The 23,817-nt window shown below is 73.5% G+C and carries 21 protein-coding genes; 7 read left to right on the top strand and 14 right to left on the bottom strand.

Going from position 1 to position 23,817, the window contains the following annotated elements; genetic code table 11:
- Positions 1-4: 4 nt before the first annotated feature.
- Positions 5-2,749, bottom strand: a complete 2,745-nt coding sequence (locus FDM97_RS33135; RefSeq protein ID WP_137994167.1) for a helicase C-terminal domain-containing protein — start codon at positions 2,747-2,749, stop codon at positions 5-7.
- Between the two features lie 63 nt (positions 2,750-2,812).
- Here FDM97_RS33135 and FDM97_RS33130 point away from each other — a divergent pair, with 63 nt between their 5' ends.
- Entirely contained in the window at positions 2,813-3,853 is a 1,041-nt protein-coding gene (locus FDM97_RS33130) for a hypothetical protein (RefSeq protein ID WP_137994166.1), read from the top strand.
- Here FDM97_RS33130 and FDM97_RS33125 read toward each other — a convergent pair.
- From FDM97_RS33125 to FDM97_RS33115, 3 genes are read right to left on the bottom strand one after another with little or no spacing between them, the layout of a single operon-like run.
- A complete protein-coding gene (locus FDM97_RS33125; protein ID WP_137994165.1) occupies positions 3,815-4,654 on the bottom strand; it encodes an ABC transporter ATP-binding protein in 840 nt (279 codons plus the stop codon). The genes FDM97_RS33130 and FDM97_RS33125 overlap by 39 nt on opposite strands.
- On the bottom strand, positions 4,651-5,754 hold the full coding sequence (locus FDM97_RS33120) for a FecCD family ABC transporter permease (RefSeq protein ID WP_137994164.1): 1,104 nt from the start codon (positions 5,752-5,754) through the stop codon (positions 4,651-4,653). The genes FDM97_RS33125 and FDM97_RS33120 overlap by 4 nt, the downstream gene beginning before the upstream one ends.
- Complete coding sequence (locus FDM97_RS33115) at positions 5,751-6,755, bottom strand: FecCD family ABC transporter permease (RefSeq protein ID WP_137994163.1); 1,005 nt, start codon at positions 6,753-6,755, stop codon at positions 5,751-5,753. Before FDM97_RS33115 ends, FDM97_RS33120 begins: the two co-directional genes overlap by 4 nt.
- Positions 6,756-6,873: 118 nt before the next feature.
- On the opposite strand from FDM97_RS33115, the gene FDM97_RS33110 reads away from it, so the two are divergent.
- Entirely contained in the window at positions 6,874-7,479 is a 606-nt protein-coding gene (locus FDM97_RS33110; RefSeq protein ID WP_137994162.1) for an HAD family hydrolase, read from the top strand.
- Here FDM97_RS33110 and FDM97_RS33105 read toward each other — a convergent pair.
- Positions 7,470-7,745, bottom strand: coding sequence for a hypothetical protein (locus tag FDM97_RS33105; RefSeq protein ID WP_137994161.1), 276 nt, complete (start codon positions 7,743-7,745; stop codon positions 7,470-7,472). The genes FDM97_RS33110 and FDM97_RS33105 overlap by 10 nt on opposite strands.
- A gap of 160 nt (positions 7,746-7,905) precedes the next feature.
- On the opposite strand from FDM97_RS33105, the gene FDM97_RS36940 reads away from it, so the two are divergent.
- Positions 7,906-8,289, top strand: a complete 384-nt coding sequence (locus tag FDM97_RS36940) for a cold-shock protein (RefSeq protein WP_031073201.1) — start codon at positions 7,906-7,908, stop codon at positions 8,287-8,289.
- A gap of 13 nt (positions 8,290-8,302) precedes the next feature.
- Here FDM97_RS36940 and FDM97_RS33095 read toward each other — a convergent pair whose 3' ends face one another.
- The 4 genes from FDM97_RS33095 to FDM97_RS33075 form a co-directional block, all read right to left on the bottom strand.
- Positions 8,303-9,154 (bottom strand): 1,4-dihydroxy-6-naphthoate synthase, encoded by an 852-nt coding sequence (locus tag FDM97_RS33095; protein WP_137994160.1) that lies wholly within the window; start codon positions 9,152-9,154, stop codon positions 8,303-8,305.
- A complete protein-coding gene (locus FDM97_RS33090; protein WP_137995173.1) occupies positions 9,151-9,888 on the bottom strand; it encodes a futalosine hydrolase in 738 nt (245 codons plus the stop codon). Before FDM97_RS33090 ends, FDM97_RS33095 begins: the two co-directional genes overlap by 4 nt.
- Positions 9,889-10,366: 478 nt before the next feature.
- Positions 10,367-10,846 carry a DUF2771 domain-containing protein gene (locus FDM97_RS33080; RefSeq protein ID WP_137994159.1) on the bottom strand — a complete coding sequence of 160 codons (480 nt, stop codon included), beginning with the start codon at positions 10,844-10,846 and terminating at the stop codon, positions 10,367-10,369.
- 122 nt (positions 10,847-10,968) lie between these two features.
- A complete protein-coding gene (locus FDM97_RS33075) occupies positions 10,969-12,336 on the bottom strand; it encodes an MFS transporter (protein WP_137994158.1) in 1,368 nt (455 codons plus the stop codon).
- Between the two features lie 311 nt (positions 12,337-12,647).
- On the opposite strand from FDM97_RS33075, the gene FDM97_RS33065 reads away from it, so the two are divergent.
- Positions 12,648-13,568 carry a DUF3027 domain-containing protein gene (locus tag FDM97_RS33065; RefSeq protein WP_137994157.1) on the top strand — a complete coding sequence of 307 codons (921 nt, stop codon included), beginning with the start codon at positions 12,648-12,650 and terminating at the stop codon, positions 13,566-13,568.
- A gap of 186 nt (positions 13,569-13,754) precedes the next feature.
- Complete coding sequence (locus FDM97_RS33060; RefSeq protein ID WP_137994156.1) at positions 13,755-16,964, top strand: sacsin N-terminal ATP-binding-like domain-containing protein; 3,210 nt, start codon at positions 13,755-13,757, stop codon at positions 16,962-16,964.
- Here FDM97_RS33060 and FDM97_RS33055 read toward each other — a convergent pair.
- The 4 genes from FDM97_RS33055 to FDM97_RS33040 form a co-directional block, all read right to left on the bottom strand.
- A complete protein-coding gene (locus tag FDM97_RS33055; RefSeq protein ID WP_137994155.1) occupies positions 16,961-17,833 on the bottom strand; it encodes an LPXTG cell wall anchor domain-containing protein in 873 nt (290 codons plus the stop codon). The two genes, FDM97_RS33060 and FDM97_RS33055, sit on opposite strands and share 4 nt — an antisense overlap.
- A gap of 134 nt (positions 17,834-17,967) precedes the next feature.
- On the bottom strand, positions 17,968-20,376 hold the full coding sequence (locus tag FDM97_RS33050) for an HAD-IC family P-type ATPase (protein ID WP_137994154.1): 2,409 nt from the start codon (positions 20,374-20,376) through the stop codon (positions 17,968-17,970).
- Positions 20,377-20,547: 171 nt separating this feature from the next.
- On the bottom strand, positions 20,548-21,090 hold the full coding sequence (locus tag FDM97_RS33045) for a hypothetical protein (RefSeq protein ID WP_137994153.1): 543 nt from the start codon (positions 21,088-21,090) through the stop codon (positions 20,548-20,550).
- A gap of 45 nt (positions 21,091-21,135) precedes the next feature.
- A complete protein-coding gene (locus FDM97_RS33040; protein ID WP_137994152.1) occupies positions 21,136-21,402 on the bottom strand; it encodes a DUF2530 domain-containing protein in 267 nt (88 codons plus the stop codon).
- A gap of 141 nt (positions 21,403-21,543) precedes the next feature.
- Between FDM97_RS33040 and FDM97_RS33035 the strand changes: the two genes are divergently transcribed.
- Positions 21,544-23,028 carry an NCS2 family permease gene (locus FDM97_RS33035; RefSeq protein WP_175439324.1) on the top strand — a complete coding sequence of 495 codons (1,485 nt, stop codon included), beginning with the start codon at positions 21,544-21,546 and terminating at the stop codon, positions 23,026-23,028.
- On the opposite strand, the gene FDM97_RS33030 is transcribed toward FDM97_RS33035, so the two are convergent.
- Entirely contained in the window at positions 23,021-23,224 is a 204-nt protein-coding gene (locus FDM97_RS33030; RefSeq protein ID WP_137994151.1) for a ribbon-helix-helix protein, CopG family, read from the bottom strand. The two genes, FDM97_RS33035 and FDM97_RS33030, sit on opposite strands and share 8 nt — an antisense overlap.
- A 132-nt stretch (positions 23,225-23,356) precedes the next feature.
- On the opposite strand from FDM97_RS33030, the gene FDM97_RS33025 reads away from it, so the two are divergent.
- Positions 23,357-23,800 (top strand): MarR family winged helix-turn-helix transcriptional regulator, encoded by a 444-nt coding sequence (locus FDM97_RS33025; RefSeq protein ID WP_137994150.1) that lies wholly within the window; start codon positions 23,357-23,359, stop codon positions 23,798-23,800.
- Positions 23,801-23,817 lie beyond the last annotated feature (17 nt).

The following is a 23,817-nucleotide window of genomic DNA, read 5'->3' as shown; positions in this document are numbered from 1 at the left end:
CGGCTCAGACCTGGTCGTCGGCCAGTTCCGCCACGCCCGTGATGCGGTGCAGCGGGTACGTGCGGACCTCGTCCGCCGTGTGGTCGTAGCCCGTCACGAAGCCGCCCTCCACGCGGACCGGGGCGATGACCCGCTGGCTCGCCGCGCCCTCCGCGTTGACGTAGCCGATCCAGACGGCCGAGCCGGTCATCGCGGCGGCCTGGACGGTGGCCAGGGTCTCGGCGGGGGAGGTGCGGGGGAGTTCGCCGCCCGCGAGCGGCCGGCCCTCCGGGCGTTCCTTGCGGACGGCCGTCGAGGCGAGGTCCCCGGCCCGGATCGCCCGGACCGCCGCGGCGAGCAGGGTCGTGTCCGGGGCGGGCGGGCCCTCGGGGACGGGCGCGGGCGCGGTGCGGGGGCCGGTGCGGTAGGCGTCGGCGCGGGTGATCAGGACGTCGCCCTCCGAGGACTCGGCGGCCGGGGCGTACCCCATCGACCGCAGCCCGTCGAGCAGCGCCGCCGGGTCGGTCTGGGCGGCGAGCACGGTCGGCGCGAGGCGGCGCAGCCGCAGCGACGCGGACCGCTTGTCGGCGAGGATCTCGCCGAGGAGCGCGTCGTCGTCGCAGCGTACGTAGGCGGAGGCGGCGCCGATCCGGAGGTGGCCGTGCTTCCGCGCCACGTCGTCGATGAGATACGCGAGGGGCTGCGGAACCGGCGTACGGGAGTGTGCCGACAGGAAGTCGTGCAGATCGGACGCGCTGCGTCCGGCGTCGAGCGCGCGGCGCACCGAACCGGGCGTGAACCGGAAGACGGTCGCGCCACCTTTCGATTCCACGTCCGCGAGCACGGAGAGCATGTCGGCGAGCGGGCGCCGGAGCGGGCCGGGCGCGACGGCGGTGAGGTCGGCCTGGAGGAGTACGTGGTCGACGGGCTCGGGGAGCAGCGGCGCGAGGAGGGTCGCGGCCCGGGAGGCGGCGACGGACAGCTCGACGCCGTGGACGGCCACCGGTTCGGTCGCGGCCTCGGCGAGGGGCAGGTTGAGCAGCGCCCGCGCGGGCGAGGCGAGGGCCCCGCGGCCGGTGACGCCGAGCATCTCGGCCTCGGTGAGCGTCCACACGGCGATCCGGGACCGGAGGTCGGCGGTGGCCCCGGAGGCACCCTGGCCGTAGGCCGTACCGGCGCCCGCGCCCGCCCCTGTGCCGTAGGCCGTACCGGCGCCCGCGCCCGCCCCTGTGCCGTAGGCCGTGCCGGGGCCCGCGCCCGTGCCCGTACCCGCGCCTGCGCCGTACGCCGTGCCGGCGCCCGTGCCCGCAGCGGAGCCCGTACGCGTACCAGCCCCCGCACCGCCCGACGCGACCGCGCCCGCCCCGCCCGCCCCGCCCCGCAGCGGGCGCTCCCACCGCAGCCTGGCCAGCAGCGCCTCCGGGTCCGCCGCCGAACCCGGCGGCAGCGTGGCCTGAAGCGTCAGGACCCGGCGCCGCACCTCCGGCGCCGCGCCCCGGTCGAGGTCCGGGCCCAGGGCCGACAGTGTGCGGCCCTTCGCGTCCTGGCCGCCGACCAGGCCCGCGGTGCGCGTCCCCACCATCCAGGACGTGACGAGCCGGGCCCAGCGCTCGGCCGGGGGCAGGTCGAGCCAGTCGTCGTACGCGGGCGTCGGCGCGTACCGCTCGTCCGCCTCGCCGTCCGAGGCCAGCAGCCCCGCCCCGTGACAGAGCTCCAGCCAGAACGCCGCGACCGGCTCCGCCACGTCCAGCGCGACGGCCGTCCGCTTGAGGTCCCGTACCGACAGGCCTCCCGCGCGCAGCACGGCGGGACCGCCCTGGTCCCACCCCTTCAGCAGCTCCTCGACCGTCGCGAGCGCCGTGGACGCCTGGCCGGCCGCCGCGTTGTCCACAACCTGGGGACGGTACTCGCGCAGGACGGTCAGCTCAGGTGCGTGCGGCTCCGGCGCCCGGTGCGCCCGGCCGCCCCGCAGATGCAGCGCGGCCTCCCTCGGCAGGACCACCGTCCGCGGCGAGGCGGGCAGCAGCAGGCCGCGGTCGCGCAGCCACCGCACGGGCGGGGCCGGGTTCGCCGTCACCTCTCCGTACGGCGGTCCCCACACCAGCCGGTCGAGCACGGCCAGCGCCTCCGGCGGCGCGGTGTCGAGCAGCGCCCCCATCCGGTCCCGGTCGGTGAACAGCTCGGTCAGCGCCGCCACCGCCGAGACCGGGTCGTGCGTCGCGGGCAGCCCGGCCGTCGCGATGATCTCCTGGATCCGGCCCGGCGACATTCCGGCCGTGGCCTCGGCGACGGTCGGCCCGAGACCCGTCGGGGAGGGGTGCTGCGGCGAGGGCGCGAGCAGCTCCCGCGCGGTCCGTACGAGCCGCAGCCGGTCCTCGTCGCCCCAGATCAGGGCCTGTTCGCGCAGCACCTCCACCGCGCGCGGCAGCGCCGCCTCGATGTCCGGGTCGCCGTCGTCGCCGCTGAGCAGGCCGAGGAGTACGGGATACGGGGCCGGGTCCGGGGCCACGGCCAGCGCCTCGGCGGTCTGGAGCGTGAACCGGTCGAGGCGTTCGAGCGCGCGGACGACGGAGCCGCGCGTGCCGGCCCGGGTGGCGAGCTGGGTCAGGTCGTTCGGCACCGGGGAGAGCAGATCCGGGCGCGCCCGCAGCAGCGCGGCAAGCCCTTCGTCGCCGCGTGCGCGCAGCGCCTCCGCGAGCGTGCGCGGCGCAGCGGCAGCGCCAGTTCCTCCGGGCACGTGCGCCTCCCGATCGAGCTCACCGATCCCCATCCGCCCCACGTTAGCCCCTGTGCGGGCGCTAACGTCGGGGCGTACCGGCCGTGGAGGGGCACTGTGGGGATCGAGAGCGACCAGTTGGTCTTCGACTATCTGAGCCGGGTCGGTGATCTGGCGCAGCAGCGGCAGCTGTCGTCGAGCGCGCGGATGCGGCTGGTGTCGGGGCTCCGGGGCGAGATCGACCGCCGGCGCGCCACGTACGGCCAGGAGAGTCCGACCGTCGTGCGCGGCATCCTCGAACAGCTGGGAACGCCGGACGAGGTGGTGGACCGCGCGGCGGGGATCCCGCCCGTACCGGCGCCGGCCGGGCTCGAGCGGCCGGAAGTGCCGCGGCAGCGGGGGCGGTCGCGGAAGAAGCGAGCGGTACCGAAGCCGCGTACGGAACCGCAACCGCGCCCGCAACCCGAACCGAGTCCTGGGCCTGACGCGTGGGCGACCGCACCCCACCTGGCGGGGACGGACGAGGTCGGGGTGGCCGACACCGAACCGGACTGGTGGCGCCTGGACGACACACCGCGACCGGGGGACGACCTCGTACCGGGGTTCAAGGGCGGCGTGGAGATCCCGGAACTCCTCAAGCCGCCGGTGGAGGAGACGGACGAGGCCGATGAGCCCGTCGAGGAGGACGAAGCGCCGCGCCGGGGCTGGAAGCGTCTGCTGCGCCGCCCTCGTAAAGCCTCCGTACCTGCCGCCGACCCGGATCCGGACGCGGACGAGGACGTGGACGCCGCCCCCGCCACCGAGGCAGCGCGCCGCGTCCGCCTCGGCAACCCGGTCCTCCTGCTCGCCGCGCTCCTCCTCGTCGGAGGCGCCGTCTTCGGCTCCCTCCTGGCCCTCGCGGGCGGCTGGCTCCTCGCCTACGCCTCCCGCCGCCTCTCGCGCGTCGAGACCCAGTGGGCCGTCGTCGTCCTCCCGGCCCTCGCGGCCACGGCGGGCGCCGTCTGGATCTGGGGCCGTATCGGTCGCCGCTGGGGCGCCCCGATCGCCGAGGGCGGCGAGGCGATGGGCGCGGCGATCTCGGAGACCTGGCCGTGGACCCTGCGGTCCGCGGCGGTGGCCTCAGCCCTCTTCCTGATCTGGCGCGCCCGCCGCCACTGACTCACCCCGGGCCTCCGCGCCCCACGGCGCCCCGGGCACGACCAGCGGCGAGCCCGTCACCGGGTCCGGGACCACCACCGAGTCGAGGCCGAACACGTCGCGGACCAGGTCCGCCGTCACGATGTCGTCCGGGTGGCCCTCCGCCACGACGCGCCCGGCCTTCATGGCGACCAGGTGGTCGGCGTACCGCGCCGCCTGGTTCAGGTCGTGGAGCACGACGACGACCGTCCGGCCGCGCGCCACGTTCAGGCGGCGCACCAGGTCGAGGACCTCCACCTGGTGGGAGATGTCCAGGTACGTCGTCGGCTCGTCGAGCAGCAGCAGGTCCGTCTCCTGCGCGAGCGCCATCGCGATCCAGACCCGCTGCCGCTGCCCGCCCGACAGCTCGTCCACGGACCGTTCGGCGAGCGCGGTGACGTCCGTCCGCTCCATCGCGTCGACGACCGCCCGCTCGTCCTCCTCCGACCACTGCTTCCACCAGGCCTGATGCGGCTGGCGGCCGCGCGACACCAGATCGGCGACCGTGATCGCCTCCGGGGCGACGGGGCTCTGCGGCAGCAGACCGATCTGCTGCGCGATCCGCTTCGTCGGGATCTTCGCGAGCTCCTCGCCGTCGAGCAGCACCGCCCCGCCCGCCGGCTTCAGCAGCCGTCCGAGCGCCCGCAGCGTCGTCGACTTCCCGCACGCGTTCGGGCCGACGATCACCGTCACCTTGCCGTCCGGGACGGCGAGGTCCAGATCCTGCACGACCGTACGGTCCTCGTACGCGAGCGTCAGCCCGCGCGCGGTCAGCCGACTCACGACGCTCCTCCAGCGATAGCGGTAGCGGTACGGCTCCGGACGATGAGCCAGATCAGATACGGGGCGCCGACCGCCGCCGTCAGGACGCCCACCGGCAGTTCGGTCGGCGAGAACAGCCGCTTGCCGAGCAGGTCGGCCAGGACGACGATGAACGCCCCCGTCAGGGCCGAGCACAGCAGCGGGATCTGTGCCGTGGGGGCGCCCCCGCCCCGGCGCAGCCGGGAGCGGGGGAGAGTCATCCGCCGGGCGATCTGCGGCGCGAGCAGCGCCACGAAGTCCACCGGCCCGGCCACTCCCGTGGCCACCGACGCGAGGACGACCCCGACGCCCACGAGCCCGAGCCGGACCCGCCCGAGCCGCACGCCCAGCGCCGTGGCGGTGTCGTCGTCCAGGGAGACCGTCCGCTGCGCGCGGGCCGCCCACAGGATGGCGGGCAGCAGCACGATCAGCGTCCAGCGGATCGGCGCGGCCTCGTCCCAGCCGCGCCCGTTGAGCGAGCCCGTCATCCAGATCTGGGCCTGCTGGGCCACCAGGTAGTCGCCCTTCGTCATGAACAGCGTGATCAGTGAGCGCAGCGCGATCGCGAAGCCGATGCCGATGAGGACGAACCGGGTCGCGTGCAGCCCGCCGCGCCACGCGAAGACGTAGACGAGCGCGGCGGCCGCGATCCCGCCGAGGACCGAGAGGTAGGGCAGGACGGCGTACGAGGTGAGGCCGAAGGTCATCGCGCCGACCGTCAGCGCGCCCGCGCCCTGGCTGATGCCGATGATGTCGGGGCTGGCGAGCGGGTTGCGGGCGACGGTCTGGATGAGGGCCCCCGCCACCCCGAACGCGGCGCCGACCATGAGTCCGACCGCGAGCCGCGGCATCCGCAGCTCCTCGACCACGAACGCGGACCGCGAGTCCTGCCCGAAGAGCACCTTCAGGACCTCGGACGGTTCGACGAACTTCTCGCCGACACAGAGGTACGCGACACAGGTCGCCGCGAGCACCAGCCCGAGGGCCAGGGCGACGAACGCCGAGCGCCGGTGCAGCAGGAACGATCCGCTTCCGGAGCGTACGACTCCGTACCCGGCGGGCCGTACAGAAGTCGCCGTCATGCCGGCACCGCCTTCCGGCGCACCAGCGTCACCAGGAACGGCACGCCGATGAGCGCCGTCATCACACCGGCCGGCACCTCGCCCGGCGGGAACAGCACCCGCCCGATCACGTCCGAGACCAGCAGCATCACGGGGCCCACGAGCGCCGCCATCGGCAGCACCCAGCGGTGGTCGCTCCCCACGATCGCGCGGGCGATGTGCGGGACCGCGAGGCCGACGAACGCGATCGGACCGGCCGCCGCGACGCCCGCGCCGGTCAGCACGGTCGCCCCCAGGCCGCCCACGATCCGTACGGTCGCGACCCGCTGGCCGAGCCCCTTCGCCACGTCCTCGCCGAGCGCCAGCGCGTCCAGGCCGCGGGCCACGGACACCACGAGGACCGTGCCGAGCAGCAGGAAGGGCCAGACCTGGCCGACGACGCCGACATCCCGCCCGTCGAGCGAGCCGATCTGCCAGAACCGGAACTCGTCGAGCGCCGACGCCCGCGTCGTCAGGATCCCGGTCGTCACCGAGAGCAGCAGCGCGTTGATCGCGGCGCCGCCGAGCGCGAGCTTCACCGGCGTCGCCCCGCCGCGCCCGCTGGAGGCGATCGCGTACACCGCGACCGAGGCGAGGGCCGCGCCCGCGAAGGCGAACCACACGTACCCCGTCAGCGTGTGCACCCCGGCGAAGGCGATCGCGAGGACCACGCCCACCGAGGCGCCCTGGCTGATGCCGAGGATCCCGGGGTCGGCGATCGGATTGCGGGTGATGCCCTGCAGGGCCGTCCCGGCCAGGGCCAGCGCGGCGCCGACCATCAGCCCGATCAGGGTCCTGGGCACCCGCAGTTGGCGTACGACCTGGGCGTCGTCGCTCGTCCCGCCGTGCAGCAGCGCGTCGAGGACGGTGGAGGGGGCGATGGGCCGGGCGCCCACGGCGAGACTCAGCAGGATCGCGAGAAGGAGGGCGACGACGGCGGCGACGGCGGCGAGGACGCGTCGGAAACGGAAGGCGGCTGTCATCGAGGCCCATCGGGAGATACGGGTGGTGCACGTGCTTGCTTCGGTAAGGCTTGGCTCAGTAGCCGGTGGCTCAGTCTAAGCAGTGGCCTGATTCGAACACCCGGGCACAATGTCCCCCATGACTCTCACCGTCGGCTTCGACCTCGACATGACGCTGATCGACTCCCGCCCCGGCATCAAGGCGGCCTTCCAGGCCTTCTCCGCCGAGACGGGCGTCCCGATCGACGCCGACCTCGCGGTCTCCCGGCTCGGGCCGCCGCTGCACCACGAGCTGGCGCACTGGTTCCCGGAGGCGGAGATCGAGGAGCGGGTCGTCCAGTACCGCGCGCTTTACCCCACGTACGCGATCGGTCCCTCGCTCGCGATGCCCGGCGCAAGGGATGCGATTCAAGCCGTTCGCGACGCGGGCGGCCGGGCGATCGTCGTCACCGCGAAGAACGGGCCACACGCCGAACTGCACCTCTCCCACCTCGGCATCGACCCCGACGCCGTCATCGGCGGACTGTGGGCCGAGGGCAAGGCGGAAGCCCTGCGCGAGTACCGAGCGGGCGTGTACGTCGGCGACCACACGGGCGACGTGCGCGGCGCCGCGACCGCGGGCGCCGTATCGGTCGCCGTGGCCACCGGACCGTGCGACGAGCGGGAGCTGCGGGCGGCCGGCGCGGACGTCGTCCTGCCCGACCTGACAGAGTTCCGCCCCTGGTGGGAGGCGTATCAGGCCTGACGGGCCGGGGCCACGGCCGACTTCGCCTGGCGTCGCTGCGCCGCGATCGAGCGGAGCACACCGGCGCCCGCGACCAGGAATCCGACGCCCATCAGCATGCACACCGCGTACGCGACCGGCGGGAACGGATCCGTGCCCAGGAACAGCGGGGCCACCGTGACCAGCGTGGCCACCGCGCCGATGATGAAGACGATCGCACCGGCGCGGACGAGCCCGTCACCCGGAGCGGTGTCGTCCGACGTGGCCGAAGGGGTTTCACTATGCATTCGGCCAGGGTAGTTCCCAGGCCGAAGGAACAAACCGGCGACGTCTTGTCACCGGCCCGAAGCCCATTAGCCTTGGTGCCGGCGGGTCGGGCGACCCGCTGTATCGCTCTCCAGAGCCGGAATCCCGGCGCATCCATCGAGTACGAAGACGAGGACAGACGTGCCTACCGGCAAGGTCAAATGGTTCAACAGCGAGAAGGGCTTCGGCTTTCTCTCCCGCGACGACGGCGGCGACGTCTTCGTCCACTCGTCGGTGCTCCCTGCCGGAGTCGACGCCCTCAAGCCGGGGCAGCGTGTGGAGTTCGGGGTCGTCGCCGGCCAGCGCGGCGACCAGGCGCTCTCCGTGACGGTCCTCGACCCGACCCCGTCCGTCGCCGCGGCGCAGCGCCGTAAGCCCGACGAACTGGCGTCCATCGTGCAGGACCTGACGACGCTCCTGGAGAACATCACGCCGATGCTGGAGCGCGGCCGTTACCCCGACAAGGTGCACGGCAAGAAGATCGCCGGCCTGCTGCGGGCGGTCGCGGACCAGCTCGACGTGTAGGACCCGTTTCGGGTCAGGGGAACGCCAGCGCGTCCGGGCCGAGGGGCGGTACGAGCCCCTCGGCCGCCGCGCGCGTGAGCAGCCCGCGTACGGCCGCGTAGCCGGCCTCGCCGAGGTCGGCGGTGAACTCGTTGACGTACAGGCCGATGTGCTGATCGGCCACCTTCGGGTCCATCTCCTGCGCGTGTTCGAGTACGTACGGACGTGACGCGGCCGGGTCGTCCCAGGCCATCCGGACCGACGCGCGGGCCGCGTGCGCGAGGCGACGCAGCATGTCCGCGCCCAGCGAGCGCCTGGCGATGATCGCGCCCAGCGGGATCGGCAGGCCGGTGGCGTCCTCCCAGTGGGCGCCCATGTCCGCGAGGGCGTGCAGGCCGTAGTTCTGGTAGGTGAACCGGGCCTCGTGGATGACGAGTCCCGCGTCGACCTTCCCGTCCCGCACGGCGGGCATGATCTCGTGGAACGGCATGACGACGACGTTCCCGACGCCGCCCGGGACGACGTCCGCCGCCCAGAGCCGGAAGAGGAGATAGGCCGTCGAACGCTCGCTCGGCACCGCCACCGTCTTCCCGGTGAGTTCGACTTCGGGCTCGCGGGTCAGGACCAGCGGGCCGCAGCCGCGGCCCAGCGCGCCGCCGCAGGGCAGCAGCGCGTACTCGTCGAGGACCCAGGGCAGCACGGCGTACGAGACCTTCAGGACGTCGTGCTCGGACGCGCCGCTCTCCGCCCAGCCGTTGGTGAGGTCGATGTCGGCGAACGTCACGTCGATGCGCGGGGCGCCCGGGACGCGGCCGTGGGCCCAGGCGTCGAAGACGAAGGTGTCGTTCGGGCAGGGCGAGTACGCGATCTTGAGCTTGGAGGTCATGGGGCGGGCTCCACGAAGACGGTGTGGCTGAGCAGCTGGAACGTGCGGCGCAGCGAGTCCAGCGCCTCGCCGATCCGCCAGGCGCCGCGGTCGCGCGGGCCGACGGCGTTGGAGACGGCGCGGATCTCGACGACGGGCACCCCGTGCGCGGCGGCGGCCTCGGCCACCCCGAACCCCTCCATCGCCTCGGCGGCGGCGCCCGGATGACGCCCTGCCAGCTCGGCGGCGCGCTCGGCGGTGCCGGTCACGGTGGAGACGGTCAGGACGGGCGCGACGGTGTGGGCCTGCTCGCCCCGGGTGAGGGCCGCGGAGATCCGCCGGGTGAGCGCCCCGTCCACGGGGTGCACGGACCGCCCGAACCCGAGCTCCTCGACGGTGAGGTAGCCGCCGGGCGTCTGCGCCCCGAGATCGGCGGAGACGATCGCGTCGGCGACGACGACGGACCCAAGGGGCGCGAGGGGCTGGAACCCGCCGCCGATCCCGGCGGAGACGACGAGGTCGTAGGGGAGGCGCCCACCGGAGCCGCCCAGGGCGGCCGTGTCGCCGTGGCTCTGCGCGGGTGCCGACGGTTCGGGAGTGGGTGCGTGGCTCTGCGCGGGTGCCGAGGGTCCGGGGGCCGCGGCGTGGGCGAGCGCGGTGGCGGTGGCAACGGCGGCGGCGGCCGGCCCGACGCCGCCGGTGAGGACGTCGAAGACGACGTCGACGACGGGACGCACCTGTGTCTGCGCCGGCATGCCGGACCGGGCCCCACCGGGCCGGGCCTCGGGCGGCGCCAGGGGTGCGGGTGTGCCGTCGGTGGCCTGGCCGGTGTCAGGGCCGTTGCCGGGCGCGGGAGCCGGCCCGGTCACCTGCCTGGTGTCAGGGCCGTTGCCGGGCGCGGGAGCCGGCCCGGGCGCTTGCCTGGTGTCAGGGCCGTTGCCGGGCGCGGGAGCCGGCCCGGGCGCTTGCCCGGTGTCAGGACCGAAACCGACGCCGGAGGCGGGCTCGGCGCTGAGCGCGCGGGCCGGGCGCACAGCACCGGCCGGAGGCACGGCGCCGGGCAGCGGCGCGGTGCCCGGCCTCGGGATCGTGCCCGTGTGGCGGTGCAGGGTGAATCCGCCCGGGAGAGGGATCTCGCCCGAGCCCGGTCCGCCGGAAGGAAGGCCGCGGGCGACGGAGTCCGCCTCCGCCGCCACGGCCGTCACGATCAGGATCCGGAGGATCACCGGAGGATCAGGAGTCCTTCTTCAGCTCGAAGTGCCAGATGCCGGTCAGCTTCTTGCCGTCGGTCTCCACGATGGTGACCTGGGTCTTGTCGGTGGTCTCGCCGGTCTGGCTGGAGAAGAAGGCGCTGGCCGGAATCGTCCGGTACGTCTTCTTGTACGGCTCGGGCTCGGCCTGCTGGCCACCGAGGAAGATGGTCCAGCCGTTGTCGGCGATCTCGGGGTCGACGCCGAAGCGGACCTTGTCGTCCATGGAGACCGTGATGGTCTTCTCGGCCTTCTTGTTGAGGCACTGCTGGATCTGCGACTCCTTGATGGCGTCGCCGTCGTTGTAGCAGGCGGCCTCGGAGTGCACCGAGTTCGTCCCGACCGTCACGGTCGCGAGCGGAGTCGGCTTGTCGCAGGCGGAGAGTACGAGGAGCCCGGCGGAGACGGCCCCGAGGGCGACGGCGGCCCGGCGGCGCGAGCTGGTGAAGAACGCAACGGTCATGGCCCGAAGGCTATCGGGCGTGTCGAGCTGCGCCACGCGGGGGTGCGGCGCGCCGCGTTTTCCGCCCCGTCCGCCAGTCCCGGCTCACGCGGCCAGTCCCGGCTCGCGCGGCCAGTCCCGGCTCACGCGGCCTTCGTCTCCGGGCCCTCCGGCTTGCGCGCCGCCGACAGCAGGCCGCGCACCGCCAGCAGGGCGCCCAGGCCCAGGATGCCCGCCGCGACCGACATGCCCACCGTGCCGGTCAGGGGCAGCGAGATGCCGATCGCACCGCCCACCACCCACGACATCTGCAGCAGCGTCTCCGACCGCGCGAACGCGGACGTGCGCACCACCTCCGGCACGTCCCGCTGGATCAGCGCGTCCAGCGACAGCTTCGACAGCGCCTGCGTCAGGCCCGCCACCGCGCCCAGCACCGCCACCATCAGCCCGCTGAAGAACACCGCGGCCAGGATCGCCGCTGACAGCACGATGGTGATCATCGTGGCGATGATCACCTCCGGCGCGTGGCCGCGCTCCTTCAGGAGCGAGCCGACCGCCGTCCCGCACGCGTTGCCGACCCCGGCCGCCACCGCCACCATCGCCAGCGACACCGCGGCGCTCTGCCCCGGCAGCGGATGCTCGCGCAGCAGGAACGCCAGGAAGAAGATCAGGAACCCGGACAGCATCCGCTGCGCCGCGTTCGCCTGCAGCCCGTGCAGCACCGACGGGCCCACCGTCCGCAGGCTCGGCTTCTTCTCGCCGTGCGTCAGCAGATGCGCCGGCCGTTCGCCCTTCGCCGAGTCGACCTTGTGCGGCATCCGGAACGCCCAGTATCCGCCCAGCAGGAACAGCGCGCACGCCCCGTACAGCGGGTACGGCGGGCCGATCTGCTGCAGCCCCGCCCCGATCGGCGCGGCGATACCGGTCGCGAGGAGGCCCGCCAGAGTGACCCGGGAGTTCGCCTTCACCAGCGAGAAGCCGTGCGGCAGCAGGCGCGGCACGACCGCGCTGCGCACCACCCCGTACGCCTTCGACGCCACCAGGACGCCCAGCGCCGCCGGATACAGCTCCAGGCCCCCGGTGGCCACCGCCCCCGACATGGTCAGCGCCAGGACGGCCCGGGTCAGCATCGCCCCGGCCATCGCCGCGCGGCGCCCGTGCGGGAGCCGGTCCAGGAGCGGACCGATCACGGGGGCGAGAAGGGTGAACGGGAGCATCGTGATCGCCAGGTAGAGCGCGACCCTGCCGCGTGCCTCGTCCGTCGGTACGGAGAAGAAGACCGTGGAGGCGAGCGCGACGGTGATCATGACGTCGCCGGCGCCGTTCACGGCGTGCAGCTCGATCAGCTTGCCCAGGCCCGACTCGCCCGCGCCGTGGGCGTGCGTCGCCCTTCTGATGCCCTTCGCCGTGCCGGTGAACGGCAGGTGGAGGGCGCGCCCGACCGCCCGGGACGCTCGGTTGAGCGGCCCGGCATGATCGTGGGATCGTGCGGACGACCGTGCGGCTGCCACTCCGTCATAGTGCCCCACACCTTTCCCGTACGAACCGTGGCGCGGCCTCGCGCCGCCTTTTGGGACGGGCAGGTGGGCGGCGGCCTGAGAACGGGGTAGCGTGCGTAGCGCGCCACCGGCGGAAGTTCTCGGCCGCGCGCCTCTTCGGCATCCCGCAGAATGGATGACGATAGGTGTGCCCGAGACGCGCGAGACATGTCGGGTGCGGACGTCGATGCGGCCCTCTGGTCCGCTCCGCCCGCCGCCCGCGGCTTCGCTCCCGTGCCTCGGCCGGCGCACCCGTGAGACGGCGTAGGAGAGAAGCGAGACCTGTGAGTGCTGCGACGACGCGAAGCCGTACCCCGCGTACCCCGCGTACCCCCGACCGCCTGTGCGCCGAGGCGGTAGACCTGGCGCGGGCGGCCGCCGAGGAGGCCGCCGCACCCGGCATCGTCGGGCCGCACGTGGAGGTCGTCGCCGAGGGTGACCGGGTCGTCACGCACTTCTTCGAGTGCGCGGAATCCGGCTACCGCGGCTGGCGCTGGGCCGTGACGGTCACCCGCGCCTCCCGGGCCAAGAACGTCACCCTTGACGAAACCGTCCTGCTGCCGGGCTCCGACGCCCTCCTCGCCCCCGAGTGGGTGCCGTGGAGCGAGCGCCTGCGCCCCGGCGACATGGGGCCGGGCGACCTGCTGCCGACGGAGCAGGACGACCTCCGTCTCGAGCAGGGCTTCTCCGGCGAGGACGCGCCCCCGCCGAACTCCGCGGTCTCGGAGGAGATGGCGGACCACCTCGACGCCGAGGACGCCGAGATCGTCTCCCGTACGCCGTCCCGTGGCGCGATCGCCTCGGTCGCCGAGGAGCTCGGCATGCGGCGCGCGCGGGTGCTCTCGCGGTACGGGCTGCACGTGGCGGCGGACCGCTGGGACGAGGCGTTCGGAGCGAAGACCCCGATGGCACAGGCCGCGCCCGCGTCCTGCGAGTCCTGCGGCTTCCTGGTGCCGCTGGCCGGCTCGCTGAAGCAGGCCTTCGGCGTCTGCGCGAACGAGTTCTCCCCGGCGGACGGGCGGGTCGTCTCCCTCTCGTACGGCTGCGGCGGGCACTCCGAGGCGGCGGTCATGCCGAAGCCCCCGCGCCCGGCGCCCCCGGTCCTGGACTCGATGGGCGCGGACTCGTTCCCGCTCCGCCCGGCGAAGGACTCGGGTTCCACGACCGAACCGGACGGCGTCTCCGAGGATCTGGGCCACTCGTAACCCGAGGGGCGAGACCCGAGGGCGAGACCCAAGGGCGAGACCCAAGGGGCGGACGGCTCCGGGGCACTCACCGGGCACTCGCCGGGCACGCGCGTGGCACTCGCCGGGCACCCGCCCGGAACGGGCGACGCGAGAGGCCCGCAGGTCGCGGTACCTTCGGGCCCCGGCACAATCCCGCCCCGCAGAGTGGAGTCAGACGTGAGCGTCAGCGTCAGGACGTCGACCGACGGAGCCGACCCCTTCGGCACCGCCCGGCTGCGCCGAGGCGTACTCGATTCCTGGGGAGCCGGCCCCGCCCGGTTCCGGGAGGACGCGAACGCCGAGGAGGACCTCGCCCTCGGCGGCTACCGCGACCGGCTCGTGGTCGAGCTCGCCCAGAACGCCGCCGACGCCGCCCACCGCGCCGGCGTCACCGGCCGCCTCCGGCTCACCCTGCACCCCGCGGGTGCCGACACCCCCGCCGTCCTGGCCGCCGCCAACACCGGCGCCCCGCTCGACGCCACCGGCGTCGAGTCGCTCTCCACCCTCCGGGCCTCCGCCAAGCGCGAGCACGAGCGCGGAGCGGTCGGCCGCTTCGGCGTCGGCTTCGCCGCCGTCCTCGCCGTCAGCGACGAGCCCGCCGTCCTGGGCCGCCACGGCGGTGTCCGCTGGTCCCTCGCCGAGGCCCGCGAGCTGGCCGCCGAGACCGCCCGGCACAGCCCCGGCCTCGGTGACGAACTGCGCCGCCGCGACGGCCACGTCCCGCTGCTGCGTCTCCCGCTGCCCGCGGAGGGCACGGCCCCCGACGGCTACGACACCGTCGTCGTGCTCCCGCTGCGGGACTCCGCCGCCGTCGACCTCGCCGAGCGGCTCCTCGCCTCCATCGACGACGCCCTGCTCCTGACCCTCCCCGGCCTCGCCGAGATCGTGGTCGAGACGCCGGAGGGCGTACGGACGCTGCGCCGCTCCGAGGAGGACGGTTACGTCCACATCGCCGACTCCGCGACCGGCACCCACCGCTGGCGGACCGTCAGCCACGGCGGCCCCCTCGACCCCGCGCTCCTCAAGGACCGGCCGGTCGAGGAACGGCTGCGCCCGCACTGGTCGGTGACCTGGGCCGTACCGGTGGACGGCGAGGGCGCCCCGCTGTCGCCCCGTACCGCCGCCGTCGTCCACGCCCCCACCCCCACCGACGAACCGCTCGGCATGCCCGCCCTGCTGATCGCCTCGCTGCCGCTGGACACCGCCCGCCGTCACCCGGCGCCCGGGCCGCTCACCGACTTCCTCGTCGAGCGCGCGGCCGACGCGTACGCCGAACTCCTCGCGGACTGGCAGCCCGTGACGGTCGCCACGATCGACCTGGTGCCCGGCCCGCTCGGCAAGGGCGTCCTGGACGGGGCGCTGCGCTCGGAGATCCTGCGGCGGCTGCCGCGCGTGGCCTTCCTGGCGCCCGAGGCGCCCTCCGAGGAGCTGCCCGCGCTGCGGCCCGTGGAGGCCGAGGTCGTCGAGGGCGCGGGCCACGAGACCGTCGCCGTCCTGGCCGAGGTCTTCCCGACCCTGCTGCCCGCGGGCCTGGAGCGGCGGACCGAGCTGCGCACGCTCGGGATCGGGCGGGTGCCGCTGACCGAGGCGATCGACCGGCTCGCCGGGGTGGACAGGGCGCCGTCGTGGTGGTGGCGCCTGTACGACTCCCTCGCGGGCGTGGACCCGGACCGGCTGACGGGCCTGCCGGTCCCGCTGGCGGCCCCGGACGCGGACGCGGGCCCGGACGCGGGGCCGGACAGCCCGTACGCGGACGGCGGGGAAGGCCGCGAGGAGCAGGCCGCCCGGATCCGCACCACCATCGGCCCCCGGCACGTGCTGCTTCCCCAGGACCGCACCCCCGCCGACCTGACCCGCCTCGGTCTGAAGGTGGCCCACCCGGAGGCCGCCCACCCGCTCCTGGAGAAGCTCGGCGCCCTGCCGGCCACTCCGCGCGCCGTGCTGACGACTCCCCAGGTCAGGGCGGCGGTCGCCGGATCCCTCGACGCGGGGGAGATCTGGGACGAGGACGCGGACACCCTGGACGCCGACGAGCTCGCCGAGACCGTCCTCACGCTCGTACGGGACGCGGAGCTGGAGCCCGGCGACGAGCCGTGGCTCGGCGCGCTGGCCCTCCCCGACGAGGACGGCGAACTCGCGCCCGCCGGTGAACTGGTCCTGCCCGGCAGCGCCTTCGCCGCCGTGATGCGCGAGGACGAACTCGCCCTGGTCGACGGCGAACTGGCCGCACGCTGGGGCGAGCAGCCGCTCGCCGCCTGCGGGGTGCTCGCCGGCTTCACCCTGGTCAGGGCCACCGACCTCGTCCTCGACCCGGACGAACTGGAGCCCCGCGAGGGGGACTTCGCCGAGCCCGACGACGCCGGGCTCCTCGACGCGGTCGACGTGTGGTGCGAGGACGTCCTCGACCGGCTGCCGGAGGCCCCGGTGCCGCCGGTGGCGACCGAGATCGTCGCCGTACGGGACCTGGACCTGGTCGACGACGACGCCTGGCCGCAGGCGCTCGCGATGCTCGCCCGGCCGCCGCTGCGGGACGCGCTCACCCAGCCCGTACGGGTCCTGATGCCGGACGGGACGACCGAGACCGTACGGTCGTACACCGCCTGGTGGCTGCGCGACCACCCCGTCCTCGACGGCCGGCGCCCCGCCGGTCTGCGGGCCGCCGGCACGGACCCGCTGCTCATCGGCCTGTACGACTCCGCCGACGCGACCGGTTTCGAGGACGAGCAGGTGCTGCGGGCGCTCGGCGTGCGTACCTCGGTCACCTCGCTCCTGGACGAGCCGGGCGGCGCGGCCGAACTCCTGGCCCGCCTGGCCGACCCGGCCCGCGAGGTGTCCGGTGCCCAACTGCACGCCCTGTACACGGCCCTGGCCTGGCTGGACCCCGAGCAGGTCACCCTCCCCGACGAGCTGCGCGCGGTCGTGGACGGCGCGCTCGTCGTGGTCGACGCCTCCGAGGCGCTGGTCGCGGACGCCCCCGACCTCCTGCCGCTGGCGGGCGGGCTGCCCCTGCTGCCGGTCTCCCCGTCGCGGGCGGCGGACCTGGCGGAGCTCTTCCAGGTGCGGCGGCTGAGCGAGTCCGTCGAGGCCGAGGTCACCACGGTCGGCGAGGAGCACGACGTACCGCCCTCGGTCCACGCGCTCCTCGGCCCGGCGACCCCGGCCTCGTACATCGAGCACGAGGAACTCCGCGCCGCCGGCGTCGAACTCGACTGGCGCCGCACCCCCGACGGGACCATCCACGCCGCCACCCTGGAGGGCGTCGCCGCCGGCCTGGCCTGGGCGGCCGGCCAGTGGCCCCGCCGCTTCGAGGTCGCGGCGCTCCTGGAGGACCCGTCGAGGACTGCGGAGCTGGCCCGCGACCGCTGGTTCGACTAGCCCTTGTCGCGGCGGCGGCCGAAGAGCACCGCCGCCGCGCCGAGGACGACGACCGCGCCGCCGATGACGGCGAGCGTGGTCGTCGCCCCGGAGGCGCCGGTCTCGGCGAGCCGGCCGCCGTGGTTCGGGGCGGGCGTGTTCGACGCGGTGGCCGTCGGGGTCGGCGTGGGCGTCGGGCTCGCGGTCGCCGTCGGCGTGGGAGTCGGCGTCGGCGTCGGCGTCTTGCTCGGCGTCGGCGTCGGCGTGGGCGTGGGCGTCGGGGCCGTGGTCGGCTTCGTGTCGACGGGCTTGATGCGGAAGGTGTCGTTGGCGCGGGCGTATCCCGTGCAGTCGACCTCCTTGCCGGTGTCCGGGTAGCGGTAGACGTCCGCGAACGCCCCGGAGAAGGCGAACTCCGCCCACGTGAGGTCGGCGGGTAGCTTGCCGACCGCCTGGACGCGCAGCTCGAAGCTCCGGGTCTCTCCGGCCTTCAGCAGCGCGATCTCCCCGACGCCCGCGGGCCCCGTCCCGAGGTCGTGCCAGCTTCCGTCGGCCGCCTTCACCTGCGCCTTCACATAGTCCCTGAGGTCGTACTCCGGGAACTCGACCTGCCGCCAGGGGTAGCCGCTCACCGTGACGTCCGGCAGGTCCTCGGCACCGATGTTGGTCACCGCCCCCTCGACCGGCTGCCAGCCGCTGCCCGCGACGAGCGTCTCGGGGACCACGTTCACCGTCGCGGTGAGGGACTTCTGCTCGTAGTCCCCGTAGGCGGTCGAGACGTCCTCACAACTGGGCAGCGCCGCCGGAGCCTCCGCGGCACGGCCGGCGGGTACGGCGAGGAACAGTACGGCGGACGTGAGGGCCACGGTGGCGGCCGGGCGAAGTCTCATGGGGTGTTCCCTCCCGCAGGCGCCCGACGACACCTGCTGTGCTCTCAAGACGCTCTCAGGACGCTCTCAGGACACGCGTGCGCACAAGGAGGACACCCGAGCCGGCCGAAGGGTTGTCCCGCCGGGCCCGTCACTCAGGCGGGGAACCGCCGGTCCACCCACCGCCAGGCGAACTCCAGGAGCGCCGCGCCCGCCGCCGCGATGCCGACCGCCGTCCACGGCATCGTCACGCCCACCAGCTTCAGGGCGAAGAAGTCCTGGAGCCAGGGGACGACGAGGACGAGGAGGAAGGCGCCGCCCATGGTGGCGACCAGGGCGAGGCGCCACCAGGTGTAGGGGCGGGCGATGATCGCGAGGACCCAGAGGGAGACCAGGAAGAGGGTCAGGGTCGCCGCGCTGGTCTCGGCGTCGAGCGCGCCCGTGCCGCTGTAGTGGGAGCGGGCGAGCAGATACGTGGTGAAGGTGGCCGCCGCCGCGACGATGCCGCCCGGGATCGCATACCGCATCACCCGGCGTACGAAGTGCGGCTTGGCGCGTTCCTTGTTGGGGGCGAGGGCGAGGAAGAAGGCGGGGACGCCGATGGTGAGGGTGGACAGCAGGGTCAGGTGCCGGGGCAGGAAGGGGTACTCCACCTGGGAGCAGACCACCAGCACGGCGAGCAGCACGGAGTAGACGGTCTTCGTCAGGAACAGGGTCGCCACGCGCGTGATGTTGCCGATGACGCGGCGGCCCTCGGCGACCACCGAGGGCAGGGTGGCGAAGGAGTTGTTCAGGAGGACGATCTGGGCGACGGCCCGGGTCGCCTCGGAGCCCGAGCCCATGGAGACGCCGATGTCGGCGTCCTTCAGGGCCAGGACGTCGTTGACGCCGTCGCCGGTCATGGCGACCGTGTGGCCGTGGGACTGGAGCGCGCCGACCATGTCCCGCTTCTGTTGCGGGGTGACGCGGCCGAAGACCGCGTTGTCGTCGAGGGCCTGCGCCATCTCGTCCCGGTCGGTGGGCAGCCGGCGGGCGTCGACCGTGTGCTCCGCGCCGGGCAGGCCGAGTTTGCCCGCCACGGCTCCCACGGACACCGCGTTGTCGCCGGAGATGACCTTGGCGGCGACGTTCTGGTCGGCGAAGTAGGCGAGCGTGTCGGAGGCGTCGGGCCGCAGCCGCTGTTCGAGGACGACGAGGGCGGCGGGGCTCGCGTCGTGGGCGGCCTCGGGGGAGTCGAGCTCGCGGGTGGCGCGGGCGAGGAGCAGGACGCGCAGGCCCTGTTCGTTGAGGCCGTCGATCTCGGCGAGGACCGGGTCCCCGGTGTTCAGGAGGACGTCGGGGGCGCCGAGCAGCCAGGAGGAGCTCTCCCCGTTGCCCTCGCTGAAGGCCGCCCCGCTGTACTTGCGGGCGGAGGAGAAGGGCAGCGACTCGGTGCAGCGCCAGTCCTCGGAGTCCGGGTAGGCGTCGATGATGGCCTGGAGGGAGGCGTTGGGGCGCGGATCGGACTCGCCGAGGGCGCCGAGGACCTTCCGTACGTACGCCTCGTCGCTCCCGTTCAGCGTGCGCAGCTCGGTGACGTCCATGCCGCCCTCGGTCAGCGTGCCGGTCTTGTCCAGGCAGACGACGTCGACGCGGGCGAGGCCCTCGATGGCGGGCAGTTCCTGCACGAGGCACTGTTTGCGCCCGAGCCGGATCACGCCGATCGCGAAGGCGACGGAGGTGAGGAGGACGAGCCCCTCGGGGATCATCGGGACGATGCCGCCGACGGTCCGGGCGATGGAGTCCTTGAAGTTGGTGTCCTTGACGACGAGCTGGCTGATGACGAGGCCGGTCGCGGTCGGGACCATCATCCAGGTCACGTACTTGAGGATGGTGGAGATGCCGGAGCGCAGCTCGGAGTGGACGAGCGTGAAGCGGGAGGCCTCCTCGGCGAGCTGGGCGGCGTAGGCCTCGCGCCCGACCTTGGTGGCGGTGAACGCGCCGCCGCCCGCGACCACGAAGGAGCCCGACATCATCGGGTCGCCGGGCTTCTTGACCACCGGGTCGGCCTCGCCGGTCAGCAGTGACTCGTCGATCTCCAGGCTGTCGGCCTCGGCCACCTCGCCGTCGACGACGACCTTGTCGCCGGGGCCGAGTTCGATGAGGTCGCCGAGGACGATCTCGGAGGTGGAGACCTCGGCGGCGACCCCGTCGCGGCGGACGGTCGGTTTGGCCTCGCCGATGACGGCGAGTCCGTCGAGGGTCTTCTTGGCACGCAGCTCCTGGATGATGCCGATGCCGGTGTTGGCGATGATCACGAAGCCGAAGAGGCTGTCCTGGATCGGCGCGACGAAGAGCATGATCACCCAGAGCACGCCGATGATCGCGTTGAAGCGGGTGAAGACGTTGCCGCGGACGATGTCGGCGGTGGAGCGGCTGGAGCGGACGGGTACGTCGTTGACCTCGCCGCGGGCGACGCGCTCGGCGACCTCGGCGGAGGACAGTCCGGCGGTGCGGTGGACGACGCGGGGTCGGTCCGCCGCGATCTCACTGCCGTCCGTGTCGATCTTCGCCCGCTGAGTCATGTTCTCGACGTTACGACCGGAATGGGTCGTTCACCCGCCGAGAAAGCAGAACATCAGACCACGGGAGGACGGAAATGGTCCCCCGGTACTACGGGGGCCGCGGGGGGCCCACGGTGCCGAGGGGGCCCACGGTGCCGAGGGGGGCGAGGGTGCCGAGAGGGCCGCGGGCGGCTAGTGGTGGTCCCGCACGGGGACGTCCGGTGCGAAGTGGGTGACGGCGGCGAGCAGCCGGTCCTTGTCGAGGCGCCACCCGACGACCGCCCGGGACGCCTGCGCGACATCGGCGGAGACCGGCGTGAGGAACTCCAGGACGGCACGGTTCGCCGGCCCGCTCCCGGGCAGCGGCGGTGCGCCCTCGCGCCGGGCGACCCCTACATAGGGCACGGTGGTGCGGCCGGTGCGCTGGCGCCAGAGGACGACGCCCGTGATGTCGGCCCAGGGCACATGGGCGGTGGTGGCGCGGTACCTGGCGGCGTTCCCGCCGAGGAGCACCCCCGTCTCGTCCACCCGGAACGCGACCTTGCGGCTCATGGCGACGTACGCCAGGAAGAGCCCGCCCGCGCCGAACAGCGGCAGGCCCAGGATCCGCCCGAGCAGGGGCATGTCGGGGAGCAGCAGGACCACGGTGAAGAGGGCGGAGAGCGCCACGACACCCGTGGTCCTGCGGTCCCAGCCGTAGCGCGCCCGGTACACGGGCGTCGTCGTGTCAGCCATGGCTGGATCATGACAAGGCAGGGGGCCCTGGGGAAGGCCCCGGGCCTAGGAGTCCGACGCCTTCGCCGCTTCCGCCGCCCGCTTGATCGCCGCGTCGCGCTTGCGCACGTACCAGATGCCGATCAGGCCGAGGCCGGCGCCGGCCAGGCAGGTCCACACCCACCAGGTCAGGTCCCGGTCCTCGAACCAGCCGTAGAAGGGAACCTGCACCAGGAACAGGACGAACCACAGGATCGTGCCGCCGGTGATGGTGGCGACGACGGGCCCCTCCAGGGGCTCGGGTGCCTCGTGCTTGGGGGTCCACTTCGCCATGCGGTCAGTCTAGGCGGCCGGAAATCGTGTCTACGCGCGGAGATGGACGCTCACTCGCTCATGTGTTCATACTGAAACGGTTTGCCTCTGGCGGGTTTCTCTCGTATGAACCGCCACATTGGACGCCCGAAGAGGAACCCCATGAGCACCACGGCCACCTCCCCCGCAGCCGCAGGCGGCGCGGGCGGTACCCCCACGGCCATCACTCCCGAGCCCGCGAGCCCCCAGGGACCGGCCTCGGGACTCGACCGCTTCTTCAAGATCTCCGAGCGCGGCTCCACCGTCGCCCGCGAGGTCCGCGGCGGTTTCGCCACCTTCTTCGCGATGGCCTACATCATCGTGCTGAACCCGATCATCCTCGGCAGCGCCAAGGACATGTACGGGCACCAGCTCGACGGCGGCCAGCTGGTCACCGCGACCGTACTCACCGCGGCCTTCTCGACGCTCCTCATGGGTGTCATCGGCAACGTCCCGATCGCTCTCGCGGCCGGCCTCGGTGTCAACACCGTCGTCGCCCTCCAGCTCGCGCCGAAGATGTCCTGGCCGGACGCCATGGGCATGGTCGTCCTCGCCGGCCTCGTCGTGATGCTGCTCGTCGCGACCGGTCTGCGCGAGCGCGTGATGAACGCGGTCCCGGTCGGCCTGCGCAAGGGCATCGCGATCGGTATCGGCCTCTTCATCATGCTCATCGGCCTCGTCGACTCGGGCTTCGTCTCCCGTATCCCGGACGCCGCCCACACCACCGTCCCGCTCCAGCTCGGCGGCGGCGGTCACCTCACCGGCTGGCCGGTGCTCGTCTTCATCCTGGGCACGCTGCTCACGCTCGCGCTGATCATCCGCAAGGTGCCGGGCGCCATCCTCATCTCCATCGTCGTGATGACGATCGTGGCGATGGTGATCAACGCCGTGGCGGAGATCCCGTCCTGGGGCCTGACCACCCCGACCTGGCCCGGCAACCCGGTCGCCTCGCCCGACTTCGGCCTGGTCGGCGAGGTGAGCCTGTTCGGCGGGTTCGAGAAGGTCGGGATGCTGACCGGCGTCCTGTTCGTCTTCACCGTGCTGCTGTCCTGCTTCTTCGACGCGATGGGCACGATCCTCGGCGTCGGCGACGAGGCGAAGCTGATGGACAAGGACGGCAACCTCCCCGGCATCAACAAGGTCCTGCTCGTGGACGGCCTCGCCGTCGCCTCCGGCGGCGCGACCTCCTCCTCGGCCACCACCTGCTTCGTGGAGTCCGCGGCGGGCGTCGGCGAGGGAGCGCGCACCGGCCTCGCGTCGGTGGTCACCGGCGGTCTGTTCTCGGTGGCGCTGTTCCTCACGCCGCTCGCCACGATGGTGCCGTCCCAGGCCGCCACGCCCGCGCTGCTCGCGGTCGGCTTCCTGATCCTGGCCGGTTCGGTCAAGGACATCGACTGGAGCGACTTCACCATCGCCGTGCCGGCGTTCCTGGCGATGGTGATGATGCCGTTCACGTACTCGATCACGAACGGCATCGGCATCGGCTTCATCGCCTTCAGCGTGCTGCGCCTCGCGGCCGGCCGGGGCCGCGAGGTCCCGGTGGCGATGTACGTCGTGTCGGCGGTCTTCGTCTTCTCTTACGCGATGCCGGCGCTCGGCCTCACGTAGCGCTCGTGGGCTTGGCCCCGTAGAACTTCTCCGTCTCGTCGACGGCGGACTTGAACCGTTCGTCGAAGTCATCGCGGACGAGCGTCCGGACCACATAGTCCTGGACGCTCATTCCGCGTTTGGCGGCGTGCCCTCGGAGCCGGTCGAGCAGCTCACCGTCGATGCGCAGGCTGAGCACTGTCGATCCCATGTCCATGTCCGTCAGGGTCGTGGCACAGACGGCCCGCGTGCGTCACTTTCCGGAATCATCTCACTCGTTTGGGTGACACATTCGGTCATGCGCATTCCGAATGGTATTTAGACTGGGTAATGAGTTACGCTAACAAACATGCCTGACCTGTCCCACGGCACCGCCGACGACGCCGCCGCCGTGAACGCGCTCCGCTCCTCCGTCATGCGACTGAGCCGACGCCTCAAGCACCAGCGCGTCGACGAGTCGCTGAGCCCGACCGAGATGTCGGTGCTCGGCACCCTGGCCCGCTGCGGCACCGCCACCCCCGGCGAGCTGGCCCGCAAGGAGCACGTACAGCCGCCGTCGATGACCCGCATCGTCGCCCTGCTCGAAGCCAAGGGACTGGTCCGGCTCGAGCCGCACCCCGACGACCGACGGCAGAAGGTCGTCAGCCGGACCGAGCAGGCCGAGGCCATGCTCGAAGAGTCCCGCCGCAAGCGGAACGCCTGGCTGGCCTCCCTCGCCGAAGGCCTGGACGAGGACGAATGGGCCAAGCTGCGCGCGGCCGCCCCCGTCCTGGAGAAGCTCGCACACCTCTAGTCGAACGAGCCGAGGAG

The sequence above is a fragment of the Streptomyces vilmorinianum genome (assembly GCF_005517195.1).
In the GTDB taxonomy this organism is placed as follows: domain Bacteria; phylum Actinomycetota; class Actinomycetes; order Streptomycetales; family Streptomycetaceae; genus Streptomyces; species Streptomyces vilmorinianum.
The sequence above is the reverse complement of the archived record's forward strand: the minus strand, read 5'-3'. Positions and strand labels throughout refer to the sequence as shown.